Source organism: Mesorhizobium sp. WSM4819, from assembly GCF_055811215.1.
Map to the genome: position 1 here is coordinate 102,445 of NZ_JBVVQO010000002.1, position 15,676 is coordinate 118,120.

At 61.7% G+C, this 15,676-nt stretch carries 14 protein-coding genes and 4 pseudogenes; 7 read left to right on the forward strand and 11 right to left on the reverse strand.

Annotated elements, in window-relative coordinates; all coding sequences use genetic code 11:
• Window positions 1-8: 8 nt before the first annotated feature.
• From AC0L18_RS02580 to AC0L18_RS02620, 9 genes and pseudogenes are all read right to left on the reverse strand, one after another.
• Window positions 9-1,022, reverse strand: a complete 1,014-nt coding sequence (locus AC0L18_RS02580) for a type II secretion system F family protein (RefSeq protein WP_473490501.1) — start codon at window positions 1,020-1,022, stop codon at window positions 9-11.
• Between the two features lie 29 nt (window positions 1,023-1,051).
• Entirely contained in the window at window positions 1,052-2,566 is a 1,515-nt protein-coding gene (locus AC0L18_RS02585) for a CpaF family protein (protein ID WP_473490502.1), read from the reverse strand.
• 29 nt (window positions 2,567-2,595) lie between these two features.
• Window positions 2,596-3,879 (reverse strand): CpaE/TadZ family protein, encoded by a 1,284-nt coding sequence (locus AC0L18_RS02590; protein ID WP_473490503.1) that lies wholly within the window; start codon window positions 3,877-3,879, stop codon window positions 2,596-2,598.
• 49 nt (window positions 3,880-3,928) lie between these two features.
• Window positions 3,929-4,657, reverse strand: a complete 729-nt coding sequence (locus tag AC0L18_RS02595; protein WP_473490504.1) for a CpaD family pilus assembly protein — start codon at window positions 4,655-4,657, stop codon at window positions 3,929-3,931.
• 14 nt (window positions 4,658-4,671) lie between these two features.
• Window positions 4,672-6,192, reverse strand: coding sequence for a type II and III secretion system protein family protein (locus AC0L18_RS02600; RefSeq protein ID WP_473490505.1), 1,521 nt, complete (start codon window positions 6,190-6,192; stop codon window positions 4,672-4,674).
• Window positions 6,189-7,001: a Flp pilus assembly protein CpaB gene (gene cpaB / locus AC0L18_RS02605; protein WP_473490506.1), complete on the reverse strand. Its 813-nt coding sequence runs from the start codon at window positions 6,999-7,001 to the stop codon at window positions 6,189-6,191. The genes AC0L18_RS02600 and cpaB overlap by 4 nt, the downstream gene beginning before the upstream one ends.
• A 210-nt stretch (window positions 7,002-7,211) precedes the next feature.
• The gene (locus AC0L18_RS02610; RefSeq protein ID WP_473490507.1) at window positions 7,212-7,730 is read right to left on the reverse strand and encodes an A24 family peptidase; all 519 of its coding nucleotides are present in this window, start codon (window positions 7,728-7,730) and stop codon (window positions 7,212-7,214) included.
• Window positions 7,731-7,871: 141 nt separating this feature from the next.
• On the reverse strand, window positions 7,872-8,039 hold the full coding sequence (locus AC0L18_RS02615; protein ID WP_473490508.1) for a Flp family type IVb pilin: 168 nt from the start codon (window positions 8,037-8,039) through the stop codon (window positions 7,872-7,874).
• Between the two features lie 337 nt (window positions 8,040-8,376).
• Window positions 8,377-8,654: pseudogene (locus AC0L18_RS02620) on the reverse strand (GIY-YIG nuclease family protein); the annotation flags it as partial.
• A 250-nt stretch (window positions 8,655-8,904) separates the two neighbouring features.
• Here AC0L18_RS02620 and AC0L18_RS02625 point away from each other — a divergent pair.
• Window positions 8,905-9,253: pseudogene (locus AC0L18_RS02625) on the forward strand (transposase); the annotation flags it as partial.
• Here the strand turns inward: AC0L18_RS02625 and AC0L18_RS02630 are convergent.
• Both AC0L18_RS02630 and AC0L18_RS02635 read right to left on the reverse strand, forming a co-directional pair.
• Window positions 9,247-9,634, reverse strand: a pseudogene (locus AC0L18_RS02630) (diguanylate cyclase domain-containing protein); the annotation flags it as partial. The pseudogenes AC0L18_RS02625 and AC0L18_RS02630 sit on opposite strands and share 7 nt — an antisense overlap.
• A 115-nt stretch (window positions 9,635-9,749) precedes the next feature.
• A complete protein-coding gene (locus tag AC0L18_RS02635; protein ID WP_473490509.1) occupies window positions 9,750-11,555 on the reverse strand; it encodes a GtrA family protein in 1,806 nt (601 codons plus the stop codon).
• A 127-nt stretch (window positions 11,556-11,682) separates the two neighbouring features.
• Between AC0L18_RS02635 and AC0L18_RS02640 the strand changes: the two genes are divergently transcribed.
• The 6 genes and pseudogenes from AC0L18_RS02640 to AC0L18_RS02665 form a co-directional block, all read left to right on the forward strand.
• Window positions 11,683-12,669, forward strand: coding sequence for a glycosyltransferase (locus AC0L18_RS02640; protein WP_473490510.1), 987 nt, complete (start codon window positions 11,683-11,685; stop codon window positions 12,667-12,669).
• 23 nt (window positions 12,670-12,692) lie between these two features.
• Window positions 12,693-13,394, forward strand: coding sequence for a class I SAM-dependent methyltransferase (locus tag AC0L18_RS02645; RefSeq protein ID WP_091599960.1), 702 nt, complete (start codon window positions 12,693-12,695; stop codon window positions 13,392-13,394).
• Window positions 13,395-13,398: 4 nt separating this feature from the next.
• The gene (locus AC0L18_RS02650; protein ID WP_091599962.1) at window positions 13,399-13,758 is read left to right on the forward strand and encodes a DMT family transporter; all 360 of its coding nucleotides are present in this window, start codon (window positions 13,399-13,401) and stop codon (window positions 13,756-13,758) included.
• A gap of 247 nt (window positions 13,759-14,005) precedes the next feature.
• Window positions 14,006-14,428: a pilus assembly protein N-terminal domain-containing protein gene (locus AC0L18_RS02655; RefSeq protein ID WP_023802143.1), complete on the forward strand. Its 423-nt coding sequence runs from the start codon at window positions 14,006-14,008 to the stop codon at window positions 14,426-14,428.
• 151 nt (window positions 14,429-14,579) lie between these two features.
• On the forward strand, window positions 14,580-15,137 hold the full coding sequence (locus AC0L18_RS02660) for a TadE/TadG family type IV pilus assembly protein (RefSeq protein ID WP_473490511.1): 558 nt from the start codon (window positions 14,580-14,582) through the stop codon (window positions 15,135-15,137).
• A gap of 35 nt (window positions 15,138-15,172) precedes the next feature.
• Window positions 15,173-15,556 (forward strand): annotated as a pseudogene (locus tag AC0L18_RS02665) (TadE/TadG family type IV pilus assembly protein); the annotation flags it as partial.
• Window positions 15,557-15,676: the final 120 nt, after the last annotated feature.

Sequence of the window (15,676 nt, forward strand, 5' to 3'; positions counted from 1 at the left end):
TCGAAATCCTAAACCTCGAAGTTCATCATCTTGCGCATCACCAGGATGCCGATCGACATCCAGACCGCGGAGCAGCCGAGGATCAGATTGCCGACGCTGGTGGTGAACAATGGCATGATGTAGTTCGGGCTTGTCAGGTAAACGAGACAGGCGACGACGAAAGGCAAGGCGCCGATGATCACCGCTGACGCCTTCGCTTCCATGGACAGCGCCTGGACCTTGGCCTTCATCTTCTTGCGGTCGCGAAGCACGCGCGAAAGATTGCCCAGAGCCTCGGAAAGATTGCCGCCGGCCTGGGACTGGATCTGGATGACGATGCCGAAGAAGCTCGCCTCGGTGCACGGCATCGTCTCGGCCATGCGCATGCTGGCGTCGGGGATCGACAGGCCCATCTGCTGCGAATCGATGATGCGGCGGAACTCGGTCTTGACCGGTTCGGGCGATTCATTGGCGATCAGGCGGACGGCGTCGTTCAGCGGCAGGCCGGATTTGACCGCACGCACGATGATGTCGAGCGCGTTCGGAAATTCGTTGAGGAACGCCTTGACCCGGCGGGCGCGGCTAAACGAGACGAACCAGCGTGGCAAGCCGAGGCCACCGACCAGCAGCGCACCCGGCAAGACATACAAAGGCGCACCGGCGAAATAGGCAAGAAACGTCAGGACGACGCCGCAAACCGCCGAGTAGAGATAGAAGCGCTCGAGCGAGACCTTCATGCCCGCCTGACGGATCTGGGCCTTCAGGGGCGGCTTTTTGGCGAGGCTCTGGCTGGTTTTGTGCTTCTGTTCGAGGTCCTTCAGTGAATCCTGAACCGATTTGCGCCGCTTGGCCGCTTCCGCCACGCGATCGCGCGAAGCCTTGACGACGGCACCATCCGTCTCGGCGGTCTTGATCGTTTCAAGCCGCCTGCCGACCTGCTTTTCGGTGCTGATCCGGTTGAACAGAAAAGCATAGGCGACCGCGCCGGCGCTGAAGCCGGCGAGCACGATAAATGCCAACACGGTGCCGTCAATTCCAAACATCGGCCCTGGCCCCTACGCCTCCAAATGGATCAGTCAGCGCGTTTCTCCATCGCCTCGAGCGCATTGGCGAGGCGCTGTTCCTCGCCATAGTAGCGAGCGCGCTCCCAGAAATGCGGACGACCGATGCCTGTCGAAACGTGCTCGCCCAGCAGCCTGCCGTTCGCGTCCTCGCCTTTGATGTTGTAGAGAACGATGTCCTGCGTGATGATGACGTCGCCTTCCATTCCGATCACCTCGGTGATGTGGGTGATGCGCCGCGATCCGTCGCGCAGGCGTGCGGCCTGGATGATCACGTCGACGGAACCGACCACGATTTCACGCACGGTTTTCTGCGGCAGCGTGTAACCGCCCATCGCGATCATCGATTCGATGCGGTTCAGGCATTCGCGCGGGCTGTTCGAGTGGATCGTGCCCATCGAGCCGTCATGGCCGGTGTTCATCGCCTGCAGAAGATCGAACACTTCAGGTCCGCGCACTTCGCCGACGATGATGCGCTCGGGCCGCATGCGCAGGCAGTTCTTGACAAGATCGCGCATGGTCACCTCGCCCTCGCCCTCGAGGTTGGGCGGGCGGGTTTCCAGACGCACGACATGCGGCTGCTGCAGTTGCAGCTCGGCCGAGTCCTCGCAGGTGATCACGCGCTCATCGCGGTCGATATAGTTGGTCAGGCAATTGAGCAGCGTCGTCTTGCCCGAACCGGTACCGCCTGAAATGACGATGTTGCAGCGGACGCGGCCAATGATCTTGAGAATCTCGGCGCCGGGCGGCGAAATGGCGCCGAACTTGACCAGCTGGTCGAGTGTCAGCTTGTCCTTCTTGAACTTGCGGATGGTGAGAGCGGCGCCGTCGATGGCGAGCGGCGGCGCGATGACGTTGACGCGGGAGCCGTCGGGAAGGCGCGCGTCGCAGATCGGGCTCGATTCATCGACGCGGCGGCCAACCTGGCTGACGATGCGCTGACAGATGTTGAGGAGCTGCTGGTTGTCGCGGAAACGGATGCCGGTCTGCTCGACCTTGCCGTTGACCTCGATATAGACGTCCTTGGAGCCGTTGACCATGATGTCGGCGATGTCGTCGCGAGCGAGCAACGGCTCCAGCGGCCCGTAACCGAGCACGTCATTGCAGATATCCTCGAGCAGTTCTTCCTGCTCGGCGATCGACATCGCGAAATTCTTGATCGCGATGATGTCGTTGACGATGTCGCGGATTTCCTCGCGCGCGCTTTCGGGATCGAGCTTGGCGAGCTGCGACAGGTCGATGGTGTCGATGAGCGCGGCAAAGACCTGGCTCTTGGTGTCGTAGTAGGTCTCGCTCTTTTGGCGCTGGAGCTTTTTCGGCTCCGGCGCCAATGGCGGCGCCTCGACAGCACGCCGTGCGGGCGGCGCGGCAGACGCGTCAGGCGTGCCGGATGACGGCGGCGGTGCGGGTTTGGCGAGAACCGCCGTTTCCGCAGGTTTTGCCGCCGGCGCGGCAGGCGCAGGTGCCGGCTGACGGAATTCCGGGGTGAACCGGCTGCCGTCGTCGCTACCTCTTTTACCAAACATGATCGATTACCAATTCCGCTCCGGAAGCATCACTTCTTGCCGCGCGAGAGCTTGCCAAGGAGATTGCCGAGGCCCGCTTTCTTTCTTGCCTTGATTTCGCTGCGCCCGGTCAGCACATGCGCAATCTCGTTGATCGTGCCGACAACCGGGTTCCTGGCATCCATTTCGCCGAGCATGCGCCCGTTGTTGGCGGCGTTTCCGAACAGCAGCGGCTCGAAGGCAATGACCGACATCGGCGACAGGCCGAGCGAGTCGGCGAAGTCGGACGACGAAATCTCCGGGCGCTTCGGCACTCCGGCCTGGTTGATGATCAGCTTCGGCGGCGGATCGTTCGGGCGAAGCCGCTTGAACATGTCGGCCAGATTCTTGGTGTTGCGCAGATTGGCCAGCTCCGGCGTCGCCGTGATCACGATCTCGTCGGCTTTGACCAGTATGTTCTTGGTCCAGCCCGTCCAGACGTGCGGAACATCGAGCACCAGAAGCGGCACGCTGCGCTGCGCCGTGTCGATAAGCTGCGTGAAAGCGTCTGGATCGAAATCGTAGACCCGATCGAGCGTTGAAGGCGCTGCAAGCAGCGACAAATGCTCGGCGCACTGGGCAAGCAGCCGATCGAGATAGACCTCGTCGAGGCGCTCCGGCGAGAAAACGGCTTCGGCAATGCCTTGCGCCGGATCCTGATCGAAATTGATGTTGGCCGTTCCGAAAGCCAAGTCGAGATCGGCGACAACCACTTCGGACTTGAACAGCGACGACATCGCCCAGGCCACATTATGGGCAATGGTCGAGGAGCCGACGCCACCCTTGGCGCCGATGAAGGCGATCGAGCGGCCGATCGGCTCAGCTTCCGGATCAACGAAAATCGTCGATATCACGCTGACAATATCGGCCATCGATACCGGCGCGATGACATATTCGGAAATGCCGGAGCGGATGAGCTCGCGATAGAGCCCGACATCATTGTAGTGGCCGATGACCACGACCTTCGAGGTCGGATCGCAATATTCGGAGAGCTGCGTCAGCTGCTCGAGCAATTGCTTCGGCTCGCTGCGCGATTCCAGCAGGATCAGGTTCGGTGTCGGCGCCGATTGGTAGAATTCGATGGCGGTGGCGACGCCGCCCATATGGACCTTCAGATGGGCCTTCGCCATGCGGCGATCCTCGCCGGCGCGCTCGACCGGATTGGCAACGCCGTCGGTCTCGCAAAATGCCTGGATCGAGATGCGTGGGATCGGCCGCAACGCCTGCATGGCAGCGATGTCCTGCTGCGAGGTATCGCCGCCATCTATCGCCGTGTCGTAGGCAAGGTTGCTCATTGTCATTTCTTTCCGTGACTTCTCTTCCCGTAACTTGCGCGGCTCGAGCTCAATACTCGACTTCCGAATTGCCGAGGAATTCGTCCGAGATGCCTCTCTGGCGGTAGACGTCGATCACCGCGCTGCGATTTTCCGCGTCGATATCGGATTGCTTGCGCGGCCCGAGCAGATCGGTCGGATTTGCGATCTGGGCGGCAAGATTGTTCTGATACGAGCAGCCGAAATCGGCATAGTGCTTGTTTTCCGAGGTCTGCATCAGGTCTTCGGGCCAGCGTCCGCATCTGTCGGTCTGCGCCTTCACCGAGACATAGGCGACGCGGATCGGCGCGGACGCTTCGGCCGAAGCCGACTGGTAGGTGGTGATGACGATCCGGTTGCGGCTGATGCCGCTGGCAATCGCAAGCCTGGCGAAATCGCGACCGGCCGCGGTCGCGGCGATCTCGTTGGCCGAACCGCTCGGGATCGAGATCGTCAGGGTCGGAGCGGCGCTCTTGTCATAGCCATCCAGGAAGCCGAGAAGCGTGTCGCGCTGCGACCCGGTCATGCCGCGATCGCCGGCGCCGACCGGAAGGTCGATCTTCTGGTTTTTCTCCGTAATGACGATCGGATGGTTGGTGCGATAGTCGTCGGGAACAGCGCCGACCGTGATGCTGTCCCGCTTGGCGCAGCCCGCCAGCGATGCGGCGACCGCAACCGCTAGGACCGGCAGGCAAATCCGCGAACGGCCGGACCGCATCGCTGCGGTGATCGTCCTTGGCTTCAACGCTGACTGAGACATGTCCGCTTCCCCGCTTACTTGTAGATGAAGCCGACAACGCCGTGGTAACGGCCGTTGGGCTTGTCGGTCTGCATGGTGCCGTAGACGCGATTGACACGGCCAAGGAACATGCCGGCACCATCGCTGGCAGCGTTGAAATTGTCATCCGGCTTGGCAAGGGCGTTGCGCGTCACCGGCCTGACCAGATAGGGCGTGATGATGATGACCAGCTCGGTCTCGTTGCGGACGAAGTCCCGGCTGCGGAACAGCGTGCCGAGCACTGGAATCTTGGTCAGCCCAGGCAGCCCGGCCACCGCCTGCCTGATGTCGTCCCGAACCAGGCCGGCGATCATCATCGAACCGCCGGAAGGCAGCTCAACGGTGGTGTCTGCCAGGCGCTTACGGATCGACAGCAAAGTGGTGCCGGGCAAGTCGCCACCCCCTTCGAGCACTGTGGCGCCTTCCGTCGTAGGTTCCGAAACCGACGTCCTCACTTTAAGGCTGATGCGGCCCGCCGAGAGCACGACAGGCTGGAACTCGAGGCCAATTCCATATTCGAGCTTTTCGTTGTCGTAAGTAATCTGTCCCGTTTGATTGTCGGCTGAAACGTTGTTCGTTCGGCCTGTGATGAGATTGAATTCACCGCCGACTTTGAACGTCGCTTTCTCACCTGAGACTGCGGTCAATGTCGGCTCGGCCAGCGTCTTCATGACACCGCTTTGCTCCATGGCGTTGATGTACGCTTGAAGCGCCGAGGTACCGATTGCAAGTCCCGAACCTTGCGACAGTGGCTTTCCCAATCCGTATGCGGGGCTGCTCAGTGCGCTCCAACTGATGCCGTTGCTGCCGCCGTCACCAATAAGATTGACGCCGAGCTGCTTCATCACCGAGCGGCTGACTTCGGCCACCGTCACTTTCAGCGTCACCTGGTCGTCGCCGATGATCTGCAGCAGGTTGACGATCTGGCTCACGCGACGCTCGGAATCCGGATTGTCGATGTCGACACCGGCTTCGGCCGAGCCGCCGGAGGCGGTCTGCGAATACTGTCCCGTGGTCGCTTCACCGCCGGACACGAAGATGGTGGCTAGATCGACCGCACGCTTGGCATCAAGCGGAGTATCCACGGTTCCGGTCAGGACGACGTTGTCGTTCAGCAATTCGACCGTGATGCTCGACGACGGTATGAAGCGCCTGATATAGTCTTCCAGTCCGGCGACGTCGCGTTCGACCGCCAGATCCAGGCTGACGATCTGTTCGCCATTGGGGCCGAAGACGAAGATGTTGGTGTCGCCGACCGCCTTTCCGAAGAGATAGATGCGCCTGGCAGTGCGGGTCACCGCATCGGCGACCGCCGGGTTGGCGACGAGAATATCATAGGCATCGCTCGGCAGGTCAATGACCACGGATTTGTTGAGACCGAGCTTGATGCGCTGGGTGGCGGTCGAAGCCGACACCTCGGCGCCTGCCGCATTCGCCTCGAGGAGGCCATGTGCATTCGATCCAAGCAGGAACAGGCCGATTGCCGCAGCCAGTGTGACCGGAGCTTTTAACCTCATTGCCTTGCTCCCACTTCGGACACTTCGCCCGACTTGATCAGGCGCACTGTTCCGCGCCGGCCATTGCCGGAAACGAGATAGTCGGCCTCGCCAGGGTTCTTCTCCTGGGTGTCGGTGATCGACCGCAGCGCCAAGGTCAGGCGATCCGCCATCTGCTGGGCGACGGTGATGATTTCCGCCTGCTGCGGTGTCAGTTCCAGCGTCGCGGTCTGGCCGACCCTGGTCCGCTTGCCTTCCTCGTCCTCCTGGATGGTCTGGTCGATCGCCAGGACGCGAATGTTCTTGAGGATGGTTTCGGTGGTAAAACCGCTGCCGCCGGCTGCCGGATCGGCTCTGCGGGTCATGATGACGTCGACGAAATCGTTGGGAAGAATGAAGCCGCCGGCCGACGTGTCGGCCGATACGGCTGTGGCGACGGCCCGCATGCCGGAGGGCAGGATCGACGACATGAAGCTCTGTCCCTCGCCGATCAGCTTGGAGCGCCGCAACGGCTCACCGGCATACATCGCCACACGGGCGACGCCGCCTTTCAGCTTCTCCAACGCATCGGGCTCGGCGGCGCGGGTTATGAAATTCGCGTTGATGCCGTCGGCCGGCCAGGACTGCCAACTGATGTTGTTCTCCAGCGGACTGCCCATCGGAACGTCGCCCGACAGGACAAGCACGTCCTGCAGCGCGATTGCCGGCGCCTCGGGGCCGGAATCGATGATTTGAGGCGGCGGCGTCGCCACCATGTTTTTTGCGACATATCCTGCGCCACCCGCCGCGGCGACCGCCACGCCCAGAATGATCAGTCGGGATGCTGGCATCTGTCCGAACCTCGTCCTTGGCAAACAAACTAGCCAAGCCGGACCATGCAGCGGCAATCGTCAAAACAAGGTTAATTTAATACTTACGATCGTGCTTAATTTAAGGTTTATATAAATTTGAAGCATCTGCTCCGGCCAGTAGAAAAGGCGGCCAAACGCCCTGCTCAAAAGCCATATCGAATGTGGAAGGCTGGCCTGATGCGGGAAGAATCAGGCCGCCAAGCTGGCGAGCGCCCACGCCATCAACGGCGAAGCCGGAAAGGTGAGCAGGCCGCCAATGCCGAGCGCGATGCCATAGGGAACGCCTGATGTCTCGTCGGCGAAATGGCGTAAAAACGGATTGTGGCTTGTGACGGCAGCAAGCGGCGATTTCCGATAGACGAGGATGGCGAGCGTCAGCAGGCCGCCGATGACGGTCGAGACCAGGAGATATTCGACGAGGTGGATGTTCAACCCCATCCAGACGGCGCTGGCGGCCAGCAGCTTGGCGTCGCCGCCGCCCATGCCGCCCAGCGCGAACAGCCCGAAGGTCACGGCGAGGACCAGGCCGCCGGCGGCGAAATGCCAGCCATAGCTTGCCCAGTCCATGCCGGTCAGCGGCGCGACCAGCGCGAAGACGGCGACAAGCAGCACCGGCACGCGATTGGCGATCGTCATCGACAGCATGTCGGAGATCGCGGCGAAAAGCATGCAGAACGGAAAGACAACGAGGATCAGGGCTTCAAGCATCGGCGTGGCGCCTGCGGTCGAACTGTGCGTAGTCTCAGCCTAGACATGTTCGATTAACGATTGGTGAGGCCGAAACTACAAATCACACGGCACGATTGAAGAAGGGCCGCCAGCGCGGCGGCCCTTCTGGGACGTCGTTGCCTACTTCGCCACTTCGGTAGCGATCGCGTTGAACTTGTTGTTCAGGGCAGTGCCGAGCTGGCCGGCGCCGACCATGATGGCGAGCGCGATGAGGGCGGCGATCAGACCGTATTCGATGGCGGTCGCGCCGGATTCGTCTTTCACAAAACGTGCAATAAGGTTAGACATTCGAGAGCTCCTACTCCAGGTGTTACAGCAATTCCGTCAACTTCTCTGTTGGCTGATCGGATACTGCCAATCTATCGAGAAGCTCTTTCGATCGACTTAATAAACAGCCTTACCGATTCCTTTCCGGCTTCGGTGACATTGCGTGGTTAATTGTAGACTAAGCGACGCCCATGGACCCGACAGGCACGGCAGGCTGCGAAAGGCGCAATTTAGCGACCTGGTTCCTCGACACAGTGATGTTGACGATCGGTGATCGGCAGCGAACGTCGATAAATCCCGTCTTTGAGACTAGCGGATGCATCCCACCTTCGTCATCCCAGAGCGAAGCGACGCGGCGCCACCCCGTTCCGCGAAAAAGCTCGAACCATTCTGGATTGGCCTTCTCGATCAGCTCGATCTTCCACTGGCGCGGCCAGCGCTACAGCGACTTCTCGCGCCGGATGGAGTCGCGAATGTCGAAATGTTCCTCGTACCAGACCAGGCGCTGCACGCCGTAGCGGCTGGTGAAGCGCGAGCCTGCGCCGGATTTGTGCTCCGGCATTTGGCGGCCAAGATCGTCTGTTCGCGGCTGTAGATCGTGCCGCGCTTCTGGCTCGCGGTCATATAGCCGGTCATGGACAAAGGGTAGCTCGGACCGTTGCGGATGCAAGTGCCGTTCTGGGCCGCTGCATTCTTCGGCTGATGTCACGGCATGGATCCCAGGGTCTGGGCTGCGTCGCTTCGCTCCTTGCTCCGCCCTAGGATGACGAAGACATGGTGGCTTGTGGCTAACCCGGATATCTCACACAGTTGAAGTGCATCGGGGCTGCGAATTATAGAAAGTTGTTTTGCGACAACAGCTTAGCTTTGATTGCGAGGCGCCCCGATGCAAACAGAGTGTAGCGCAGAACAGTTTGATTTTGCACCCGTCGAAAAGCGCGCGGTTGTGGCTGGTTTTGACGGCGGGACGATCACTTCGGATGCGGGCGCGCTTCTGCTGGGGCTGACGGACCGGGCGATCGGACTGGTCGGCCGCTTTGCCCGTTGCTTCACGGACGCGCGCAACGAGGACTTGATCGAGCATGAAGTGAAGACACTGGTTGGCCAGCGCATCTTCGCCATGGCGCTCGGCTATGAAGACCTGAACGACCACGACGAGTTGCGCCACGATCCGGTGATGGCGGTGCTGGCCGGCAAACTCAAGGCGCGGCGTCACCAGAAATGCGCGGTCGTAGGGCGCCGAAAGAATCTCGATCAGCATCATCGCGCGCTCGGCGGCGGCTTCCTCGGAGAACACCATCGGATACAGGAGTGCGAACTCATCCGAGCCGACGCGCGACGGTCGAGCCCGCGTCCATCGCCGCGCGCAGCCGCATCGCGACCTGGACGAGGATCGCGTCGCCGGCCTTGCGGCCGAACAGGTCGTTGATCGGCTTGAAGCCGCCGAGATCGAGGATGCCGACCGTAAAGGGTGCGGGGTCGTCTGCCCGGTCGCTGATGAGCCGGTCGATCTTGTCGGAAAAACGCCGGTGATTGCCCAGCCCCGTCAACGGATCGGTGAAAGCAAGATCAGTGCTTTCGCTGCGGTCCGGGCCGTGTGCGAAGGACGGCTGCATCAAAATTCCTGTGTGCGCGCAAAATACGGGATGATCGTGGCAGCAAAACATTGATGAAACGTATCGGCACCACTTGCCGAATCGATGATCGTTCGATTGGCGCGCGGCTGCCGGTTCAGTGAACCCGGTAGAGGACGAGTGGCTGGTCCAGCGTCTCCGATATCGGCTCAAGCCAGGACGGAGCGTCCCCCTTGACGATATCCGCCATCAGGCCGTTGGGCGCCCAATCCACCAGCGACCCGGTCTCGTCATTTCCGGGACAGAAGGCGAGCAGTCCGATCTTCTCGCGTCGCATGACTGCATGCGCCTGGTCAGGCGTTCCCATGAAGGCATCGAGCACCGCGACATTGCCAGCATTGTTGCGGTGATAAGGCCCTGCGAGAACCCGGTGAGGCGTCGTCGCGATCATCGGTGCGCCAAGGTTCGAGATCGTCAGCACCGTGGTCGGCGGCTGTTGGGCCAGCAAGGCAAAAGTTGCATCGGCGGTACAGGACAGTTTGCCCTTGCCGGCGGTTGTGGCGCCAGCGTTCTGCTTCGGCGCGATGGCATTGGCGATCGCATGCGAACCGGCGCTCCATACCAGCGTCAGCGAAATCAGCCAGGCGAAGACCATTTTGAGCGTCGCCTTGGCGGTGCGCCCCTGCGCATCGCGCCTCGCGGCCGCCACCATTGCGGCAAGCGGGATGATGGCGAACGGCAGCGAGAAACTCGTACCGCGTATCTGCCAGATGCTGACGGCGGTGGCTGCCACCAGGAAGCCGAGAAGCATCACTTCAGGCCGTCGCACGCCGTGCCGCAGCGTCGCCGTGACAAGTATCCCCACAGCAATGGCCGGCGTCGCATAATTCTGGGCGACATTCTCGGGTTGCAACGCGACTATGTTCCATAGCGGTTGCGCCTCGGTCACAGAATTCAGCCAAAAATCGCGCATCCTTGGATCGAGTCCGACAAAAGGGTCGCCCAAGCATTGCGGAGCGATCAGGATCGCGGCGGCGCCGACGGCGATCGCCAGGATCAGGAGACCGGCAAGCCGCGCCGGCATCCCCTTCGAAATAGTGACGGTGGCAGTGGCGGCAAGCCCGAGCCCGCCCAGCAGGGCGACCACAGCCAGCCGTGCCGAATAGGCGTCGCACTGCGCGATCCACCATGACGATGGCGGCACGGTCGCAACGAGCGCGAGAGCGGCCGCGCCGGTGAAGCCAAGGCCGAAACCGATCGCATCGCCGGGACCGTCCTTGCGTGAAAACAACAGCGCCGCCGCCGCGCAAGCGCCTGCCACCGCGACATAAGGCGCGGTCTCCATGCCGATCGCCAGCATCAGGGCAGCGCAAACGCCGCTGCCCGCTGCCCTGCGCCATCCGGGCGCCAGCAGCAGCTTCACCATGGCCAGGGCGAACACGACCTGGAGGTTGTGATGGTCCAGCGCCCGCGCGGTAAACAGGCCCATGGCATTCAGCGTTATGGCGCCGATCACCAGCGCCGGAAGCATTGTGTGCGGACCGGCCAGCAACCGCGCCGCCCGGACGATGAGAAACAGCGCCGCGATGCTGAGCAAGGCCGGCCAAAGTATCTCGGCAACCACCTCGCCCGCGGCCATGCTGCCGGTCAGCGCCGCCACTGCCAAAACGATCGCCGCGATCGGCACATCGACGATGCGCGACCAGTGCATGACGAAGCCGCCGTCCGGCCCCATGCGGTACTGGTGGAGGTCGAACCACGATTGTCCGCCCAGCCAGTCGCGGATCTGCGCCAGCCGCATCATGCTGTCGTTATCGCCGCCAGAATCGAACAATGTCGGGAAACCGGTCGCGGCCTGCGCACCGACCATCACCAGCGCCGCGAGCAGGCTCGCGGCGAGGTCGGCCTTCCAACCTTCAAGACGCGACGGCCGCGCGATAGCGAGCGTGGTGGCGTTGGACATGTCGATGGCTCCGGTGAATTCGTCCCAACTTAAACCTAGCCTTAACGGCTTCAATAAATAGTAAAGCTCCAGGTGCGGAGCGGGCGCGGACCGGTCGCGGCCCATTTCACCCTGCCGGAGTTCCACGATGCCACACAGCACGCGTCCCGACCTAACGATCGCGATCCTGATTCCTTGCTACAATGAGGAACAAACCATTGGCGACGTCGTGCGTCGCTTTCGCGAGACGCTGCCGGCCGCAACAGTCTATGTCTACGACAACAATTCGCGCGATCTCACCGCGCTCAAGGCGCGCTCCGCCGGCGCCATCGTGATCCGCGAAGCGCGGCAAGGAAAAGGCAATGTCGTACGGCGCATGTTCGCCGATATAGACGCCGATATCTATCTCATGGCCGATGGCGACGGCACCTATGCGCCGGAAGACACGCCGCTTCTCATCAACACGCTGATCACCGAGCGCTGCGACATGGTGGTCGGCACGCGTCGCGGCGTGACCGCGGATGCTGGCCGATCCGGACATGCCTTCGGAAACCGCATCTTCAACAGCCTCTACAAACGCCTTTTCGGACGCGACTTCACCGATATCTTCTCCGGCTATCGCGCTTTTACGCGACGTTTTGTGAAGAGCTTTCCGGCCGTCTCCTGCGGATTCGAGATCGAGACGGAAATGTCCGTCCACGCCTCGCAGCTCAAACTGCCGGTCGCCGAAATCCTGCTCGATTATGGCCGCCGGCCGGAAGGGTCGTCGTCGAAACTGTCCACCGTCCGCGATGGCGCCAAAATCCTGCTGATGTTCGCGATGCTGATGAAGGAGACACAGCCTTTCCGTTTCTTCGGAGCCATCGCCGCCGTACTCCTGGTTGCCAGCCTGATCCTGATGGCGCCGGTGTTGGTCGAATATTTCGAGACCGGCCTGGTCCCGCGCATGCCGACCTGGGTGCTGTCCATCGGCTTGCTGCTGCTCTCGGTACTGATGGCCGTGACCGGGCTCATTCTCGACTCGGTGTCGCGCGGCCGGGCGGAACAGAAGCGTATCTTTTATCTCTCCCTTCCGACTTTCGGCGCGGGCAAACCCGACGCGATCATCGGCGCCAGCCGCCGCGACGTAGCCTGACGTCCACCATCGGAGCCGCACCCGTGAATAGAGAAACCACAAACCGCATCCGCTTCGTCCTCGAGGATGTGCTGCCGCCGATCGTGCGGGACTCCGCCCTGTTCCGGGGCGTCGCCAGTATGGCCTGGGGCGGCCACATCACCCGGCTTGCGGCCTTCCGTGAGCGTGCGCCGTTCCTGACGGCCGATGAATACGAAACGCTCTATCGCGAGCATCCGCGCGTGCATGAGGGCACGGACAATTCCGAAGCCTGCATCGAGCGCATCATCGCCGACACGGTCGGCGACAGCGTCTGCGATGTCGGCTGCGGCACCGGCGTATTGATCAAGCGCATCCGCGAGGCGCGGGATGGCGCCGGCCATTATACCGGCGTCGACTTCGTGGTGGCGGACGCGGCGGCGATCCCCGGCGTCGACTACGTTGCCGCTCGTATAGAATATCTGCCCTTTCCAGATGCGGCCTTCGACACGGTCATCTGCACGCATGTCATCGAACACGTTCTGGAATACCGGCAGGCGATCGCCGAACTGCGCCGCATCTGCCGCACGCGCCTGATCATCGTCGTGCCGCGCGAGCGCGAATACCGCTATTCGTTCAACCCGCATTTCAACTTCTTCCCCTACACGCATTCCTTCCTGCGGGCCGTGCATCCGGTGCCGCGGAATCATGCGTGCGTGGATATCGGCCGCGATATCTATTACTCGGAAGACCGGCTGGAAGCCTGAAGCCGTGGGAGTCTATTCGTTTCCCGTTCTCGCAGGGCTCGTGCTGACGCCTCTGCTGATCTCGGCGGGTCAGGTGCTGTTCAAACTGACCAGCGCGCGGGCCGGCGGCACGGACGTTCCGAGTGTGCTCGCGCTGTTCGCCGACCCTTACCTGATCGCCGCCTTCGCCATATACGGCTTTGGCACCATCGTCTGGATCTATGTGCTGAAATCCGTTCCGCTGACGGTCGCCTATCCGTTCATGGCGCTGACCTTTTGCGCCGTGCCGCTGCTCGCCTGGTCGCTGCTCGGCGAACAACTCAGCCTGCGCTACGGGCTCGGTGCCGCGCTGATCATCGCCGGACTGCTCGTCGTCAACGGTTGACGCCCCTTTAGCTAATCCCCAGCGTCAGACATGGCGGCTGCAGGCCGGCCGGCAGCGCGACCGTCAGTCAAAGAACCTAATTCCCTGTGCAGAGGAACCAGGAGAGGGCGGGCCGCTCCTGGCGATCCCAGCTCCCAGGCGATCAAACTGCCGAGCCCGACATCATCACAGCTCCCCTCCGCTTAACCCTTGCTTCACCAATCTCGTTCATGTTCCGTTGAGCAAATTGCCGCCGTGGAGCGCTTCAATGACCGGGCCGAGATCGTCCTTTCCGATTGCCGCGCTGCTTGCCGCCACGGCTCTTATCGTGCCGGCCAAGGCCGGCGCCGGCATCGAGGTCACCATGAACCAGGCGAAGATCGTCAAATTGTCGCGCGCTGCCGATACGATCGTCGTCGGCAATCCGGCGATCGCCGACGCCTCGGTGCAGGATGCTTCGACGATCGTGCTGACGGGCAAGGGCTTCGGCGTCACCAATCTCGTCGTCCTCGATCAGGAGGGCCGTCCGATCGTCGACGAGCAGATCACCGTCGTGCGACAGGACGCGTCCTCGGTGCGCATCTATCGACGCGCCGAAATACAGACCATGTCCTGCACGCCGTATTGCGAAAGCTCATATAAAAGCGAGGCGGAGAAGACCTCGGAAGCCGAGATGAGCGCCGGCCAGTAAGCGACCCGACCGTTTCGTCTCGCTGAAAAAGCCGCTTCGGTTATCGGCCTGTTAAAACCTCCCCTTCGAATTTAACGATCATCAAAACCGCACTTCAATGGGTTTGCGCTAATGTTGCCCGACACCCCTAAGGGATCGGCAGGCACGGGACATGAGCAAAGCAGGACGATCAAGCCTTTCAGCGCGCTTCCTTGGCGACCGGCGCGGCAGCACCGCTCTGGAGTTCGCGATGCTTGCGGTGCCATTTGCGCTCCTCGTCTTTGCCATACTGGAGAGCTGCATTTCATTTGCCGGGCAAGAGGTGATGGCCAATATCACCGACGATGTCGCGCGCCAGCTGCGGACTGGCCAGGTAAGACAGGCCAACGTAACCGAGGCGACGCTGAAGTCCATGATCTGCGGCCGGCTGGAGATCATGGTTGCCAAGGACTGCCCGGGATTGGAAGTGGATCTGCGCGCGTATCCGAGCTTCGCCGCCGCAGCCCAGGCGGGCTTCAAGATCCAAGACGGCGAAATCGCGCTGACCGGCACGGACCCCGCGGCTTTCACGGTATCCCCAGGCTTAGCCGAATCGATAAACATGCTGCGGGTTTTTTACAAATGGCCCGTCATGACCGATTTCATGGCCAAGTCGATGGCCAATCTGAAAGACGGCAACACGCTGCATTTCGCATCGATCACCTGGAAGAACGAGCCGTTCGACGACTAAAAAACCAAACCGCTGCGTGGGAAAAGGACGATAGCATGGGGCGTGCGGGGGCACATATGAGGACCGCTGGGATCTGCGCGAAAGCCATCCGGTTCTGCCGTGATCGCCGCGGTGTCGCGGCCGTTGAGTTCGCCTTCATCGTGCCCGTCCTGCTGGCCATGTACTTCTTGACCATGGAAGCCTCGCAAGCCATCGAGACCAGCAAGAAGGTCAGTCGCATCGGCAGCATGGTGGCGGATCTCGTCACCCAGAACCAGACCATCACGCCAGGCGAACTCGATGCGATCATGCAGATCGGCAACTCCACCCTTCAGCCGTACAGCCGATCAACCCCGGAAATCATCATCACCGCCATCCAGGTGACGAATGAGCCAACGCCGCGGGTGCTGGTCGCTTGGTCACGCAAGATGGTCGGGGGGGGGGGGGGGGGCCGCCCCCCCCCCCCCCCCCCAAACACCCGTTGACCCCCGCGCAAAGGAAAAGCGGTGTGTTTTAAAAAAAAAACACCCCCCCCCACCGATAGGAATAGAGGGTTGGCG